The organism is Geodermatophilus sp. SYSU D00691, assembly GCF_054050275.1.
Genome location: NZ_JBJGYZ010000067.1, coordinates 1 through 15,139 on the forward strand (window position 1 = coordinate 1; position 15,139 = coordinate 15,139).

The following is a 15,139-nucleotide window of genomic DNA, read 5'->3' on the forward strand; positions in this document are numbered from 1 at the left end:
CCCCCCCGCCCCCGCCGGCCCCCCGCCCGGGGCCCCCCCCGCCCCCCCCCCCCCGGTTCCCGCGGGAGGAGGACCGATGGGGGCACACGCATGTCACGAGCCGCTGCTGCCGGCGGTGGTGGCGGCGCTCGTCGAGCTGGGGTACGACGTGCCGGCGGCCGCGTCCGGGTCGGCGGACCTGGAGGAGGTCGTGCTGCGCGCCGTCGACGGGTTGCGGCTGTTCGCCGCTCCCGCGCCGACCGGATCGGTGCGGTCGGACCTGCTGGCGCTGGTGCAGCGCTGGCGGGGCTGCCCGACCCGGGAGGAGCGGGCGGTCCGCGTCCTGCTCGCCGCCGAGGAGTGGTGCCCCCGGCTGGCGGAGGCGACCCGCGCGGCGCTCGACCGGTCGCTCACCGCTGCCGTCGACGTCGTCGTCGCCCGCGCCGGCGCCGACCGGCCGAGCCTGCACTCGGTGCCCGCGCTCGTGTGGGTGCTGCGCAGCGTCGCCGTCGACCGGGTCCGGTGCGGGGCGCCGCGGACCCGGGCCGACCTCGAGCGGCTGGTCGACCTGCTCCTGTGCGGGTGAGCTCAGTACGGGGCGGCCAGTGCCCCCAGGGTCCGCCCGGTCAGCTGCCCCGGGGCCGTCGGATCCGCGGGCGGGTGCTGCTCCCACTCCCCGAGCTGCACCGATGCCTCGACCACGAGCCGGCAGCGGTCGAACCGCCGTTCGCCGAAACGCTGCAGCGCGTGGACGACGTCGTCGTCCCCGGCGAGCATCTCGGCCAGGACGACGGAGTCCTCGATGGCGATGCCGACGCCGTAGGCGATGTGGGGAGTGGTGGTGTGGACGGCATCGCCGATCACCACGCACCGCCCCTGCGCCCACGGGAGCGGCACGAGCAGCGCCTGCAGCGAGCGCAGGTCGACGTCGCCGGTGAGCGCCTCGGCGACCGCCGGCACGTCCCCGCCGAAGGGAGCGAGCTGGTCGCGCAGAGCCCGGAGCAACCGCTCCCGCGGCGGTCTCCCGGCACCGGTGTCGGTCTGCAGCATCCAGAGGTAGAGCGCGTCGTCGGCGATCGGGACTTGACCGACCTTCCCCAGCTCCGGGCCGCCGTCGAGCATCGAGTAGCGGTCGACCTGCGGCGGTCGCGGCGCCGCGGCCCGCCAGATGACCTGTCCGGTCCGGTGAGGTTCCGGCGCGTCCGGCAGGACCAGCGGACGGGTGCGGGAGTGCAGCCCGTCGGCACCGACGACCACGTCGAAGTACTCGGTGCTGCCGTCGGAGAGCCGGGCCTCGACCCGGTCACCGGCATCGGTCAGCGCGGTGGCCGTGGTGCCGAGGCGCAGCTCGGCCCCCGACGTCCGGACGGCGTCGAGCAGGACCTCGGCGAGGTGCGCGCGGGAGATCGCCACCATCGCGGGCTTCCCCTCGACCAGGCTCGGGGGCGCGAGGACGTGCCGGACGGCGCCCTGTGCGTCGCAGACGTCGATCTCCCGGTGCACGAAGCCCCGCTCGACGCAGGCCTCCACCAGGCCGAGGGAGTCCAGAGCGCGCAGCGGCGAGTTCTGCAGCATCAGCCCGACGCCGACCGGCCGGACGTCCGGCTCGACCTCCACGACCACCACGTCGGCACCGCGGCGGGCCAGCGACACCGCGGCGGTGCACCCGGCCGGCCCGCCGCCGATCACCAGGGCTCTCACGCGGCACCACCGAGGTGCGCCCGGAGGAAGGCGGCCACCATGTCCAGCGTGCGCGGCGAGTCGAACGCGGGGTCCTCGTGGCTGGCGCCCCCGACGAGCACCAGCGTCGAGTCCGCTCCCGCGTCGACCAGCGCCTCGTGGAACGCGGTCGACTGCACGGGGGGCACGAGCCGGTCGCGGTCGCCGTGCATGACGAGGAACGGCGGCGCCCCGGCGGAGGCCAGCCAGCGCGGGCTGGCCGCCCGCGCCGCGGCCGGGTCGGCCAGCACGTCGGGGGTGCCCAGCAGCTCCCCCTCGAAGTTGGGCAGGAACCGCGGCTCCAGCGGCGGGCGCACCGCGGCGCGCAGCAGGTCGGTCGTCGCGAACCAGGTGACGACGGCGGCGACCGGCGTGGGCGGGGTGAGCGCTGCCAGGGCGGCGAGGTGGCCGCCGGCCGAGGCGCCCCACAGCGCGATCCGCGACCCGTCGGCGCCGTGCTCGACGACGCGCTCCTGCAGCCACGTGACGGCGGCCTGCACGTCCTCCAGTTGAGCCGGGTGCGGGGCTTCCGTCGACAGCCGGTAGTCCACGGAGGCCACGGCGAAGCCGCGCTCCGCCAGGCCGCACGCCCGCTCCGGGTGATCGGTCCGGGAGCCGAACTTCCAGCTGCCGCCGTGCAGGTGGACGACCACCGGCGGCGGTCCGGCGGTCTCCGGCACGTGCAGGTCGAGAGCGAGGGGATGGTCGCCGCGGACGGCGTACTCGATCCCCTGCGTGGTCGTCACGGCTGGCACGGGGGCGGCTCCTGGGTCGGTGTGGGTCGTCGGGAGGTGCTCAGGCCGCTCGCTGCAGCTGGTCGGCCGCGCCGACCGGGCTGCCGTCGGCCAGCCAGATCTGCAGCGCGGCGGGGCGCAGCAGGTTGTCGGCCGCGAGCAGGGCCGCGCCCGTGACGCCCTCGGTGGGGTCGAGGGAGGCGGTGCGGACGGTCAGGTTCTGGGCGGCGAGCTCGATGGTGCCGTCGAGCACCGCCGCCCGGAACTCGTCGGAGAACAGCGGCCCGGTCCGGAGCACGCCGCCGCCGAGCACCAGCGTGCCGGGGTTGGCGAAGTTGACGACACCGGCGATGGCGGTGCCGATCACGCGGGCGGCCCTGCTCACCGCCGCCCGCACCACCTCGTCGCCGGCGGCGGTCGCGGCGCCGATGTCCTCGCCGGTGATCCGGCCGGCGCGGGCCAGCCGCTCGGCGAGCACGGGGCTGCGCCCGGCCCGCGCCTCCTCGGTGAGCGTGTCGACGAGCGCCCAGCCGCTCGCCACCGCCTCGAGGCACCCGGTCTTGCCGCACCGGCAGCGCGCCAGCGGGTCGTCGGTCACCCGCACGTGCCCGATGTCGCCGGCCGCCCCGCTGTCGCCGCGGTGCAGCCGCCCGCCGGTCACCAGCCCGCTGCCGATGCCGGTGGCCACCTTGACGTAGAGCAGGTCGCGGCGCTCCCGCGGCGCCCCGCGCTCCCACTCCCCGAGCGCCCGCAGGTTCACCTCGTTGTCGACCCACACCGGCACCCCCCGGCGCGCGGCGAACCAGGACCGCACGTCGAAGCCGGCCCAGCCCGGGATGGCCGGCGGGACGACGACCCGCCCGTTCGGGTAGTCCATCGGCCCGGGCAAGCCGAGCGCGACGGCCCACACCGGCGCCGTGCCGCCCACCTCCCCCAGCAGCCGGCCGAACGCCTCGTCGACGGTGCGCAGGACCCGCTCGGGCCCCTCCTGCACGTCGATCGGGCGGAACTCGGCGGCCAGCGCCCGGCCGTCGAGGTCGGTGACGGCGGCGTGCAGCGACACCTCGCCGAGGGACGCGACGAGCAGCCGGCCGGCCTCGGCGCGGAAGCGCACCGCCCGCGACGGCCGCCCCCGCTGGCCCGACGGGACGGCGTCGACCTCGGCGAGCACCCCGAGGTCGACGCCCTCGCGCAGCCGGTCGTTGACGGCGGTGCGGCCCAGCCCGGTCACCGCCTCCAGCTCGGGGCGGGTGACCGCGGTCCCGGCCCGCACGAGGTCGACGATCCGCGCCAGGACGAGCACGTCCCGGGCCGAGGGCTGCGGCTGCGGCTGCGGCTGCGGCTGCGGCTGCACGGGCCTAGTGCCGGGCGGCGGCCGCGGCGGCCGGCACGGAACGGTCGAACCGGGAGGTGTCGCCGGCGTAGTAGGGCCAGACCCGCCACCGCGCCGCGCCGGTCCGCTCCGGCGGGCCGAGGGTCACCTCGCCGGTGGCCGCCCATTCCACGCCCCGGACGAGCAGGGTCATGAACGGGATCTTCCGGAAGGTGTCCCAGTCGTGGCCGAGGGTCACGCAGAAGCACCGGCCGGCGCCCCACTCGTTGGCCCAGGCCAGCGGCTGGTCGGTGTTCATCCCGTGCAGGGCCTCGAGCCCGCCCTCGGGGATGACCACCGGCGTGTGCGCATTCGGCCAGCCGGCGCGGCGGTAGTCCTCCACGTCGTCGAAGACGGTGAGCAGCACCTGCGCGGAGGGGTCCATCCGCGCGCCGGTCAGGACGTCGTCGTTCACGACCGCCCACTCGGCGTCCAGGCCCGCGGTGACCGGGTGCCGAGGCTCCGCCGTCCGCACCTGGACCTCGCCCTGCGGGCGCGGCCGCAGGCCGGTCTCCCGGCTGAGCGTGGCCCCGCGCATCCGGTCGAACTCCGCCGGCCGACCCCAGTCCGGCTCCTGCACCGAGGAACCGTGGAACCAGACCATCCCCCGGCCCTCGTCGCGCACGAAGCGCAGCAGCGCCTGCTCGGTGGTCTCGCCGAAACCCTCGGCCACCGAGTGGTAGTCGTCGCGGCCCTCGTACATGACGAGGACGACGTCGAACCGGTCGAGCAGCTCGTCGCCGACGCCGCGGAACTCCTCGAGCACCCGCACCCGGAACCGGCCGGTGGACTCCAGAAGCGTCGTCAGCAGGTTGGTGTGGTGGCGGAAGCTGCGGAACTCGTTGTCGTGCTCGACGCTGACCTTGCCTGTCGCGATGAGGACGTCGAGCTTCCCCGTGGGGTCCATCATGCGTCCGCCGCGACCGACCGGATGTACCCCACCGACTTCACCGTCTCGACGGTCGGGAAGTACTCCAGGCCGATCGGGCCGTCGTAGCCCGACGCCCGGAGGACGGCGAGCTGCGCCGGCCAGTCGACCGACCCGCTGCCCGGCTCGCCCCGGCCCGGCGCGTCGGCGAGCTGCACGTACTTCACGAAGCCCGCCGCGTTGGCCAGCTCGGTCGCCGGGTCCTCGCCCTGGGCGATCGAGTGGTAGAGGTCGTAGAGGATGCCGAACCGCTCCGACCCGATGGCGCGGGCCACGTGCACGGCGTCCTCGGTGCGGTCGGTGAGCGCTCCGGGGTGGTCCACGCGCGAGTTGACGGGCTCGAGGACGAAGTCGACACCCGCGTCGCTGTGCCGCTCCACCGCCTCCCCGTACATGTCGATGATCACCTGGTGGTTCCGCTGCCGGTTCATCCCGGGGAAGCCCACGCCCGAGGCGAGCACGATCCGCGGGCAGCCGAGCAGCTTCGCGTGCTCCACGGCGGTGTCCAGCCCCTCGTGAGCCGGCGTGAGATCGGTGCCCGGGAAGGTGAAGCCCATCCGCGGCCCGGCCAGCAGCGAGGTCAGCTGCACGCCGGTGTCGGCGAGGGCCTTGCCCAGCGAGTCGAGGTCCTTGTCGGTGGAGAACCACATCTCGACGGCGTCGAAGCCGGCGTCCGCGGCGGCGCGCACCCGGTCGCCGGCGTCGGCGCCGGCCTCGGTGAAGAGCAGTTCGATGTTGGCGGAGAGCTGGTACACGTCAGTCCTTCTGGCTGAGGGCGGCCGTGATCGACCGGCGGATGAGGGCGTGCTGCTTGCGGACGAGGTCGACCGGGTCGGCCTCGTCGAGGTCGGCGAAGGCGTGGCCCTCCCACTCGCTGGAGAAGAACCCCGAGTACCCGCCGCGGACGAACTCGCCGACGATGGCCGGGTAGTCGATCGCCGGCTCGTCGCCGTTCTCGTCGATGTCGTAGAACTTCGCGTGCACGTGCACGATCTGCGGCATGATGTCGGCCCACTCGGCGGGGTCGACGTGCCCGTGCATGTTGAACGCCAGGCGGGCGAACGAGCCGAGCGACTCCGGGGCGATGCCACGGGAGCGCAGGTACTCGACGAACTCCCCGTGGCGGGCGTTGATGTCGGCGTCGGTCGCCCAGATCTCCTGCAGCCGGTCGAGCTCCGCGGGCCCGAGCCCCATCTTCCCGAGCTTGCGCAGGATGGTCGGCGACATCGCGTGCATCGTGGCGCTGAAGTCGGCGACGAAGCCCAGCCGCGGCGAGCCGATCTCCTCGTAGGTCTCGCGGATCTGGAGCACCTTGGGCGAGTGGGGCCCGAGCGGGGCGTGCAGCTCCCAGCCCATCGTGAGGTCGAGCTCCTCGGCCAGGGGCAGCAGCCGGCGGATGAGCTCCGGCTCGGCGCTCTGGATCCGCACCAGCGGGAAGCCGAGGGCGTGCGCGCTGCGGAACTGGGTGGCGGTGAACTCGTACTCCTCGTCCGGTGTCATGTCCCGGTCGCGCCGCCGCCCCATGTCGAGGTTGCAGCCGAACGAGCTCGGCACGAACCCGTGCCGGTCGAACGCGTCCCGCCAGGACCGCACGAACTCAGTGGTCACCTCGGGATAGGTGCGGATGGTCTGCGAGGCGACGATCTCGATGCCCGGGCCGATGCCGGCGGCGTCGACGACGTCGAGCAGGCCGGGCAGGTCGTAGCGGCCGGCCGCCCACTCGCTGGTCAGCGAGTAGAGCGTGAGGCCGAGCTTGATGCCGGCGCCCTCGACGGCGGGCGCGGCGGCGGGTGCGGTCTGCGTGGTCATCGGGCGGCTCCTCCGTGCGCGACCAGCCTGCGCCGGTTGCTCGCGTGGTTGGTGACGTAGACCTGCGGGGCGATCTGCATGTAGGGCAGGCGGAGGTCGACGGTCACCTCGACGTCCACCCCCGCCCCCTCGGCCGGCGGCTCGTCCAGCGGCACGACCACGACGAGCCGGTCCTGGATGAACCAGAGGACGTCCCACTGGTCGGCGAGCTCGTCGACCCGGTAGGTCCGCTCCCCCAGCTCGACCCGCAGGTCGTCGGCCGGGACCTCGCGCCCCTCCACCGAGACCGCGATCGAGCTGACGCTCGACAGCCACAGGCTGCGGTACCAGGGCACGGTCAGCGCGATGCCGAGGCCCTCGGGCCGCCGGATCAGGCTGTCGTCGGACAGGACGGTGTCGCCGGTGGCCATCAGAGGGCCGCCTTCCGTTGCTCGTACATGTCGCGGACCATCGGTTCGAGGGTGGTGGGCCACCAGTCGCCGCCGGGCACGGGTTCGCCGAAGCCCTCGGGCAGGCCGAGGGTGACCTTCCCGGTGGCGGCCCACTCGCAGCCGCGGGCGAACAGGCCGCGGAACGAGGGGTGCGAGACCGCCTCGGGGCCGTGCCCGATCCCGCTGGCGAACACCCGGCCCTCGCCGTAGCGGTTGGTCCACACCAGCGCGTGCTCCTCGCCCATCCCGGGCAGCGCGTCCCACTCCGAGGGCACCTGGGTGTAGCGCAGCGGGTTGTCCCAGCCCGTGACCAGGACCTCGACGTCGGCGTCCGGGGCCCACTGCAGGTTGACGTAGAGGTCGTCGTCGTAGTGCGGCACGAACTCCGGCATGCCGGCGGTGATCGGGTGGTCGGGCTGGACGACGTGCAGCCGGAAGTCGTCGATCGGCGCCCGGCGGCTGCAGTGCTCGCGCATGACGCCGCCGGCCATGGTCTCGAAGTCGTCCTCCCACCCGGCGCCCATCTGCAGCGAGGCGTGGTAGACGACGACGCCCCCGCCGCGGGCGACGAAGTCGTAGAGCGCCTGCTCGGCGCGGCTACCCCAGCGCTGCTCCGGGGCGCGGCTCCACGGCTCGAACCGGCCGAAGTAGTTGAGGACGACGAGGTCGTAGGGCTCGAGCGTCTCCGGCCCCGCGCCGCGGAACTCCTCGGTGATCCGGACGTCGAACAGCCCGGTCTCCTTGAGCAGGTCCCGCAGCATCGGCGAGATGGTCCGCCAGTCGTGGTGGATGTCGGTGTGACCGGTGACGACGAGCGCCTTGAGCTTGTCGTCACCGCCGAGCTGACGCTGGCCGATGTCCGGCACGGGTGATCTCCTCCGGCTGACTAATTTTTGCTTGTTTCGTGCAGAAACATCTTGGCGCCTGGTGACGCCGGGCACAAAGCGTTCCTGTCGATGCCGGGGATCGGCCGGAGTGATAGCCCAGCGATCACGTCCCGCGGCGCCGGTCCCGCTCGTCGGCGAGGCGTTGCCGGAGCTGCTCCATGACCTCGAGCACCTCGACCGTGGCGGCCACGGGATGCGCGGGGTGCTCGATCTCGCCGGTGAGGATGCACTCGTCGACCGCCCGGAACATCGGTACGTATCCGGCGCCCTCCTTCGGGAAGGTCAGTTCCTCGACCGTCGGCGGCGACGGCGGCTGCCCGGTCGCGACCGTCAGCGTGGTCGGCGAGAAGAGGGGCTCACCGAAGTCGATGCTGCCCTTCGTGCCCCCGATCCAGCCCCGGGGCGGGACGAAGAACGTGATCGACGTGACGAACTGGGCGAACGCACCGGAGGCGAACTCGAGGGTGCACGCCTCGTGCAGGTCGACCCCGTCGTCCCGCATGGTCCCCGTGGCGGTCACCACCTCGGGCCTCCCGAGGAACGTGTGCGCCAGCGTGACCGCGTAGACGCCGAGGTCGTACAGGGCGCCCCCGCCGAGGGCCGCGTCCCAGAACCTCGGCGGCCCGTCCGCGGGTACCGGATAGCCGAGACCGCACTGGACGAAGCGGGGCTCGCCGATCGTCCCCGACCGGACGATCTCCCGGGCACGCTGCAGGGCGGGGCTGAACTTCGTCCACATCGCCTCCATCAGGAACACGCCGTTCGCGGCAGCGATGCCGCCCAGTTCCCGCGCCTCGTCGGCGGTCATGGTCAGCGGCTTCTCGCACAGCACGTGCTTGCCGGCCAGGAGCGCCTCTCGTGCGTACGCGAAGTGCGTGCTGTGCGGCGTCCCGATGTAGACGGCGTCGACGTCGGCCGAGGCGCACATGTCGGAGTGGCTGCCGAACGCGTGCGCGAGGCCGAGGTCGGCCGCGAACGCGTCGGCCCGCTGCTGGTCGCGCGACGCGACGGCGACCACCTCGGCCGTCTCGCACAGGCGGAGGTCGCCGATCGTCCGCCGGCCGATGCCACCGGTGCCGACGAGACCCCACCGGACCTTGTTCGAGCTCAGAGCCTGCTCCTCCCCCTCGCCGCTCGGGGCGACGGCCGGACGATCACCCTCGGTACGTTCCGCCGAACCTGCTCGGCACCAGATCGGCCCGCTCCGCTCCGGAGCGGATCACCTCGAGGACCACCTCGGCGACCAGCTCGGGGGGCTGCGGCTGCAGCTCGGGAGGAACCGGCGCCGAGCGACCCGCAGCCGGTCGCCCGTCGGCCCGCGACGAGTCGTGGAACTCGGTGGCGGTGATGAACGGGTACACGGTGGTGACGGCGATCCCCGCCTCGGCCAGCTCGAGCCGGGCGACGCCGGAGAGCATGTTCAACGCGGCCTTGGATGCCGCGTAGGCACCGGCTCCGGGACGGACCACCAGCGTGGTGCCGGAACTGATGTTGACGATGCTGCCGCCCCCCTGGCGCCGCATGATCGGGACGACCAGCTGCATGGCGACCAGGGGCGCGACGACGTTCAGCTCCAGCACGGCGCGGAAGTCGGCCGGGTCGACGTCCGCCAGCGGGACGTGCAGCCCCCGACCCGCGTTGTTGACCAGCGCGTCGAGGCGGCCGTAGGAGTCGACCGCCGTCCGCACCGCCTGCGCGAGTTGCTCGGCATCCGTGACGTCGCAGGGCACGGCGCGTGCGTCCGGCAGCTGCTCGGCGAGGTCCTTGATCCGTTCCTCGCGACGAGCCGCGAGCACCACGCGGGCGCCCGCGGCGGCGGCCGCCCGCGCCGTGGCGGCGCCGATCCCCGACGATGCGCCGGTCACCAGGACGACGGAGTTCTCGATCTCCACCAGCCTCAGCCCCGCACCGTGTCGAGCGGATGCTCGAGCATCGGGCGCAACTCGCGCTGCAGCAGGTAGCCGCCGAGCAGCGCGCTGGCGGCAGGGTGCGGGCTCTGCTGGCTCTCGAAGACGATCCAGCCCTCGTACCCGGCGGCGAGCAGCGCCCGGGTGACGGCCGGGAAGTCGACCAGGCCGTCGTCGTGCCCGGGCTCGGCGAACCAGCGCGGGACCTCCCGGGCGCCGCCACGGACCCGGACGGTCCAGTAGGCGTGCGGCTGCAGGTACTCCTCGGCGTCGTCGACGGCCAGGGCGTCCTGGAACTGCACGTGCCAGATCCGGTCGCCGTTCCGCTCGATCACGGCCAGCGGGTCGATGCCGCCGACGGCGAGCTCGCCGGTGTCGAGCGCGAGCCCGACCAGCGCGGGGTCCGTGCGGTCGAGCAGCCGCGGCACGTGGTCGCGGCGCAGGGCGGAGAGGAAGTCCACGTGCAGCGCCGTCCGGACGCCGTGCTCGGCCGTGGCCCGGCCGACCGCCTCCCAGCAGGCGGCGAGCCGCCCGAGGGCGTCGTCGTCCAGCGGGTCGACGTCCCCGGCGGGCGGGGCGGCGGGGACGAGCAGCACCGATCCGCCGAGTTCGGCGAGCGCACCGGCGAACCAGCGGGCCTTCTCGACGATGGCGGGCACGTCGTCCGCCGAGAGCGGCGAGAGCGGGCCGGTCAGGTGCTCCATCGAGCGCTGGCTCGGGTCGTAGGCCCAACTCGACACCGCGTCCAGCGCGCAGGAGGCGAGGAACTCGCGGAAGCCGGCCAGCGAGCCGAAGTTGGCCTCGACCTGCTGCGGGTTGCCGAACGGTTCCCAGCGGCCGGTGCCGTAGGAGAGCTCGACGCCCTCGAAGCCGGCGATCGAGATCGTCTTCAGCGCCCGCTCGTGCTCCTCGCGGCGGACGAAGTCGTCGAACTGCGGCTTCCACTGGTTGAGCGCGTAGGAGAACCGGATCCCGCTCACGAGTAGATCCGTTCCAGCACGTTGACCGCGTACCAGCGGCTGATGGCGGTGCTCTCGGAGTAGTCGCCGCCCTGCTTGTTGGCCTTGTCGTGCTCGACGGTGATCCAGCCGCGGAACTCGTTGTCGCGGACCGCCGTCATCATCGCCTCGAAGTCGACGAGGCCGTGCGGCGTGCCCATCTCGTAGAACCACTTGCCGGTGGTCGGCGCCATGATCTCGGAGTCCGGCCGGTGCCGGTGGTCGTCACCGGTGGCCCGGTTGCGGGTGTCCTTGAAGTGGAAGCCGCTGACCCGGTGCGCGTGCCGCCGGTAGAGCGCCACCGGGTCGAGCCCGGCGATGCAGTGCTGCGCGGTGTCGACGAACAGCGAGACGTACCGCGGGTCGGTGTAGGAGTAGAAGGTCTCGATGTCCGGCTCGCTCTGGATGCCGCAGAAGAACTCGTGGTGGCAGGTGAGCCGCACGCCGTAGCCCGCGGTGATCTCGCCGACCCTGTTCCACAGCTCCGCGGTGTGCTTGAGCTTGTCCTCGGTGATCGGCTCCATGTCGTAGTAGAGCGTCGCCGGCATCACGATGATGCTGTCCAGCTGGATCTCCGACCAGCGGCCCATCGTCACCCGGAAGTCCTCCAGGATGTTCTCGTGCGTCTCCGGGAGGTGGGGCGCGTAGTTGCGGACGTCGTAGTCGGCGGCGTGGAAGGTGTTCACGATCCGCTCCAACCCGTGGTCCTGGACCATCTCCTGGTACTTCGCCGGGCCGCCGTAGTCGCCGTACATCTGCCAGATGCGGAAGTCGAAGGTGTCGATCGCGTCGAACCCGGTCGCCTTGATCTGCTTGAGGAACGCCGACATCGTCTTGTGCGAGTGCCACTGGTCGACCGGACCGGCCGGGCCGTTGCTGCGCCAGTGGTCCATGTACGACCACTTGATGTTCCGCTGAGCGCTCACGACTTCGGGATCCCGAGCTCGTGCTGCAGATACCAGCTGTTGAGCATGGCGAGCTCGGCCGGGTTGCCGCCGTGGTCGCTCTCGACCACGACCCAGCCCGGGTAGTTCCGCTCCCGCAGCGCGGCCACGAAGCCGGGGACGTCGACCAGGCCGCCCTCGGTGCCGAGCTCGAAGAACCAGCGCTCGATGCGGCGCCCGGCCCCGCCCTTGAGCATCGTCGACTCCGCACCCGGCATCCGGTACTCCTCGCCGGTGTCGGCGTAGCGGGTGTCCTTGAGGTGCACGTGGGTGACCCGCTCGGCGTTCTCGCGGTAGAACGGGAGCGGGTCGATGCCGCCGACGGTCAGCTCGGCGGTGTCGAGCGCGAACCCGACGGTCGCCGGGTCCGTCGCGGCGAGCAGCCCGCGCAGCTCGTCGGCCGAGTGGATCGCGCCGAGGCAGTCGTAGTGCAGGGCGAGACCGATGCCGGCGGCCGAGGTCAGCTCGCCGATCCGGTTCCAGACCTCGCCGATCAGCTTGATCCCGTCGGCGTCGAGCGGCGGGGACATCCAGGCCGACCCGACCGGGCGGACGACGAGCTGCTCGGCGCCCACCCCGGCCACGAAGTCGACGAGCGGACGGGACCACTCGACGATCGCGTCGTGGTCGGCCGGGTTCGCCGTCGACCGGAACGCGTACCCCTCTTCCTCCTCCGCGGGGGCCTGCGGGTCCCAGAACATGCTGGAGACGCCCTGCACCCGGGCCCGGCGCAGGAACTCCAGGAAGCCGGCGTGGCTGCCGTGGTTGAGCAGGATGACCTCGGGCCGGGCGATGTTGTCCCAGCGGCCGGTGCCCGAGGCCAGCTCGACGTGGTCGAAACCGCAGGCGGAGACGGTCTTCAGCGCACGCTGCTGCTCCTCGTGCCGGACGAACACGTCGAGCCGGAAGTTCCACTGGTTGAGCGCGTACGACCAGCGCAGCGAGTCCTTCATCGCGCGGCCACCTCCGCCTCGGCCTCGGCCTGTGCCTCTGCGAGGACGTTGTCGATGTACCACTTGGCGACGGCGGTGGCCTCGGCGTAGCTGCCGCCGCCGAGCTCGGCCTTGTCGTGCTCGACGGTGAGCCAGCCGTCGTAGCCGGAGCGCACGATCTCCTTCATCAGGGTCGGGAAGTCGACCAGCCCGCCCTCGCCCATCTCGTAGAACCAGCGGGTCACCTGGGGCGCCATCAGCTCGGGGTCCGGCGGCGTGCGGTAGGCCTCGTGCTCGTCGACGTTCTTCGTGTCCTTGAAGTGGAAGCCGGTGCAGCGGTCGGAGTAGTCGCGGAACACCTGCACCGGGTCGACGCCGGCGATCGTGTGCTGCGCCGTGTCGCAGAAGAAGTAGACGTACTCGGGGTCGGTGTACCGGAAGAACGTGTCCAGCTGCTCACGGGTCCGGATCGCACCCCAGAACTCGAAGTGGCAGGTCGTCCTCATGCCCTGCTCGAGGGTCAGCTTCCCGACGCGGTTCCACAGGTCGGCGACCACCTTGATGGTGTCGTCGGTGACCGGCTCGGTCTGGTGGTAGGTGGAGGTCGGCATGACGATGAAGTTCTCGACGCCGGTCAGCCCCTCGCACATCCGCAGCGTGCCGGTGCAGTCGGCGACGATCCGGTCGTGCGTCTCCCGGACGTGCGGCGCGGTGTACCGCGTCGCGGACGGGTACGCGGAGAAGATCCCGGTGATCTTCTCGAACCCGTTGTCCTGCAGGAACCGCTCGAAGCCCGGCACCGAGCCGTACATCCCCCCGAGCGCGTGCAGGTAGAAGAAGAAGGTGTCGAAACCCGTGAACCCGAGGGCCGACAACTGCTTGACGTACCGGTCCATGTAGGCGCGGTTGAACTGCGGGGGCTGGGGCCCCTGCGGCGTCTCCGTCACCCAGTGGTCCATGTAGGACCACTTCGTCCACCCCACGTGGTGTCCCCTCGATCGAACCTTTTTTGCATAATCCGTGCAGAAACATCCTGACGCGTCGTGACCGCCCGGCACAAACGCTTCCGGCCGATGTGCCGCATCAGCGGCGCTGATGACCCGCGCGCGGCAGCGCGAAGGCCGCCAGGCACGCGGCCAGCTGGAGCCCGGCGCCGGTGAGCAGTCCGACGGCGAACCCGTCGGTCGCGGTGTCGCCCACGGCGGCCGAGGCGGCGACGGCCACCAGCGCCGCCAGGCCGACGGCGCCGCCCACCTGCCGCGAGGTGGAGAGCAGGCCCGAGGCCAGACCCGCCCGGTCCGGACCCAGCCCGGTCGTCGCCGTGACGGTCAACGGCAGCCCGGCCGCGCCGAAGCCGGCCATGGCCAGCGTCATCGGCACCACCACGTCCCACCAGTAGGCACCACCGCCGTCGATGCGCGACAGCCAGACGAGCGACACCGCGGCGAGCAGGGTGCCGAGCTGGAACAGACGGCGCGGGCCCAGTCGCTCGATCGCCCGGGAGCTCAGCCGGGCCCCGACGGCGATCCCGACCGCCCCCGGGGCCAGCACGAGGCCGGCGGTCAGGGGGTCGAGGTCCAGGACCTGCTGCAGGTAGAGGACGAGGAAGAACATCATCGCCGGCAGCACACCGCCGGTGACCGCGGTCAAGGAGTTGGCCACGGTGACCGGCCGGACCCGGAAGACCGACAGCGGGACCACGGGCTCGGCCACCCGGCGCTCGGCGACCACGAACAGCAGGCCGAGCACCGCCGCACCGGCGAGACAGGACAGCGCCGGGCCCGACGTCCAGCCCCGCTCCTCACCGAGGATCACCGCCGAGACCAGCAGCGCCGTCGCGGCGGTGACCGCCACCGAGCCGGGCAGGTCCAGGCGACCGCGGACGTGGTCCGGCGACCGGCCGGTCAGCCCCCACGCCGCGACGACGGCGAGGACCGCGCCGAGCGGGACGTTGACGAACAGCACCCACCGCCAGCTCAGCAGGCCGGTCAGCAGACCGCCGATGACGCCGCCGAGCGCGCTGCCGGAAGCGGCCGCGGCGGTGAGCAGGCTCAGTGCCCGGGCGCGGGCCCGCGCGTCGGTGAAGCCGGTGGTGACGAGGCTGAGGGTCGTGGGCACGAGGACCGCTCCCCCGAGCCCCTGCGCGAAGCGGGCGGCGACCAGCTGCCAGCCCTCCTGGGCCAGCCCGCCGGCGAGGCTCGCGACGGAGAACAGCAGCAGCCCGCCGAGGAAGGCGCGCTTGCGCCCGAAGAGGTCACCGAGCCGCCCGCCGAGCAGCAGGAAGCCGGCGAAGGTGAGCGTGTAGCTGCTCACCACCCACTGCAGACCGGTCGCCGACAGCCCGAGGCTCTCCTGCATCGGCGGCAGCGCGACGTTGACGATCGAGGTGTCGAGGACGGCGATGAACTGCGCGGCACAGGCGATCGCCTGCAGTGCGCCCGGGCGCCGGGGGGGGGGGGGGGGGGGGGGGGGGGGGGGGGGGGGGGGGGGGGGGGGGGG

16 protein-coding genes are annotated in these 15,139 nt (G+C 73.0%); 1 reads left to right on the top strand and 15 read right to left on the bottom strand.

What is annotated here, in order from left to right; genetic code table 11:
* Positions 1–76: 76 nt before the first annotated feature.
* A complete protein-coding gene (locus tag ACI797_RS27345) occupies positions 77–565 on the top strand; it encodes a hypothetical protein (protein ID WP_456863856.1) in 489 nt (162 codons plus the stop codon).
* 2 nt (positions 566–567) lie between these two features.
* Here ACI797_RS27345 and ACI797_RS27350 read toward each other — a convergent pair whose 3' ends face one another.
* The 15 genes from ACI797_RS27350 to ACI797_RS27420 all read right to left on the bottom strand — a co-directional run bounded on the left by ACI797_RS27350 (position 568) and on the right by ACI797_RS27420 (position 15,073).
* Complete coding sequence (locus tag ACI797_RS27350; protein ID WP_456863859.1) at positions 568–1,680, bottom strand: FAD-dependent monooxygenase; 1,113 nt, start codon at positions 1,678–1,680, stop codon at positions 568–570.
* Positions 1,677–2,444, bottom strand: a complete 768-nt coding sequence (locus tag ACI797_RS27355; RefSeq protein ID WP_456863862.1) for an alpha/beta hydrolase fold domain-containing protein — start codon at positions 2,442–2,444, stop codon at positions 1,677–1,679. Before ACI797_RS27355 ends, ACI797_RS27350 begins: the two co-directional genes overlap by 4 nt.
* 49 nt (positions 2,445–2,493) lie before the next feature.
* On the bottom strand, positions 2,494–3,786 hold the full coding sequence (locus tag ACI797_RS27360; RefSeq protein ID WP_456863869.1) for an ROK family protein: 1,293 nt from the start codon (positions 3,784–3,786) through the stop codon (positions 2,494–2,496).
* 4 nt (positions 3,787–3,790) lie between these two features.
* A complete protein-coding gene (locus ACI797_RS27365) occupies positions 3,791–4,714 on the bottom strand; it encodes a ThuA domain-containing protein (RefSeq protein WP_456863875.1) in 924 nt (307 codons plus the stop codon).
* Positions 4,711–5,487 (bottom strand): TIM barrel protein, encoded by a 777-nt coding sequence (locus ACI797_RS27370; RefSeq protein ID WP_456863877.1) that lies wholly within the window; start codon positions 5,485–5,487, stop codon positions 4,711–4,713. The genes ACI797_RS27365 and ACI797_RS27370 overlap by 4 nt, the downstream gene beginning before the upstream one ends.
* A 1-nt stretch (position 5,488) precedes the next feature.
* Complete coding sequence (locus ACI797_RS27375) at positions 5,489–6,541, bottom strand: sugar phosphate isomerase/epimerase family protein (protein ID WP_456863880.1); 1,053 nt, start codon at positions 6,539–6,541, stop codon at positions 5,489–5,491.
* The gene (locus tag ACI797_RS27380; protein WP_456863883.1) at positions 6,538–6,951 is read right to left on the bottom strand and encodes a C-glycoside deglycosidase beta subunit domain-containing protein; all 414 of its coding nucleotides are present in this window, start codon (positions 6,949–6,951) and stop codon (positions 6,538–6,540) included. Before ACI797_RS27380 ends, ACI797_RS27375 begins: the two co-directional genes overlap by 4 nt.
* Positions 6,951–7,838 carry a ThuA domain-containing protein gene (locus tag ACI797_RS27385; RefSeq protein WP_456863886.1) on the bottom strand — a complete coding sequence of 296 codons (888 nt, stop codon included), beginning with the start codon at positions 7,836–7,838 and terminating at the stop codon, positions 6,951–6,953. Before ACI797_RS27385 ends, ACI797_RS27380 begins: the two co-directional genes overlap by 1 nt.
* A gap of 124 nt (positions 7,839–7,962) precedes the next feature.
* Entirely contained in the window at positions 7,963–9,054 is a 1,092-nt protein-coding gene (locus ACI797_RS27390; protein ID WP_456863904.1) for a Gfo/Idh/MocA family protein, read from the bottom strand.
* Entirely contained in the window at positions 9,014–9,751 is a 738-nt protein-coding gene (locus tag ACI797_RS27395) for an SDR family oxidoreductase (RefSeq protein WP_456863889.1), read from the bottom strand. The genes ACI797_RS27390 and ACI797_RS27395 overlap by 41 nt, the downstream gene beginning before the upstream one ends.
* Positions 9,752–9,756: 5 nt before the next feature.
* On the bottom strand, positions 9,757–10,746 hold the full coding sequence (locus ACI797_RS27400; protein WP_456863892.1) for a sugar phosphate isomerase/epimerase family protein: 990 nt from the start codon (positions 10,744–10,746) through the stop codon (positions 9,757–9,759).
* Positions 10,743–11,690, bottom strand: coding sequence for a sugar phosphate isomerase/epimerase family protein (locus ACI797_RS27405; RefSeq protein WP_456863895.1), 948 nt, complete (start codon positions 11,688–11,690; stop codon positions 10,743–10,745). Before ACI797_RS27405 ends, ACI797_RS27400 begins: the two co-directional genes overlap by 4 nt.
* Positions 11,687–12,661, bottom strand: a complete 975-nt coding sequence (locus ACI797_RS27410; RefSeq protein ID WP_456863898.1) for a sugar phosphate isomerase/epimerase family protein — start codon at positions 12,659–12,661, stop codon at positions 11,687–11,689. Before ACI797_RS27410 ends, ACI797_RS27405 begins: the two co-directional genes overlap by 4 nt.
* Positions 12,658–13,623 (bottom strand): sugar phosphate isomerase/epimerase family protein, encoded by a 966-nt coding sequence (locus ACI797_RS27415; RefSeq protein ID WP_456863901.1) that lies wholly within the window; start codon positions 13,621–13,623, stop codon positions 12,658–12,660. The genes ACI797_RS27410 and ACI797_RS27415 overlap by 4 nt, the downstream gene beginning before the upstream one ends.
* Positions 13,624–13,723: 100 nt before the next feature.
* Positions 13,724–15,073: an MFS transporter gene (locus tag ACI797_RS27420; RefSeq protein WP_456863907.1), complete on the bottom strand. Its 1,350-nt coding sequence runs from the start codon at positions 15,071–15,073 to the stop codon at positions 13,724–13,726.
* Between the last annotated feature and the right edge of the window lie 66 nt (positions 15,074–15,139).

Bases quoted from the DNA above. Each gene is read 5' to 3' on its own strand.
- ACI797_RS27345 (WP_456863856.1), top strand. From the start codon at position 77: ATGGGGGCACACGCATGTCACGAGCCGCTGCTGCCGGCGGTGGTGGCG.
- ACI797_RS27365 (WP_456863875.1), bottom strand. From the start codon at position 4,714: ATGATGGACCCCACGGGGAAGCTCGACGTCCTCATCGCGACAGGCAAG.
- ACI797_RS27375 (WP_456863880.1), bottom strand. From the start codon at position 6,541: ATGACCACGCAGACCGCACCCGCCGCCGCGCCCGCCGTCGAGGGCGCC.
- ACI797_RS27380 (WP_456863883.1), bottom strand. From the start codon at position 6,951: ATGGCCACCGGCGACACCGTCCTGTCCGACGACAGCCTGATCCGGCGG.
- ACI797_RS27410 (WP_456863898.1), bottom strand. From the start codon at position 12,661: ATGAAGGACTCGCTGCGCTGGTCGTACGCGCTCAACCAGTGGAACTTC.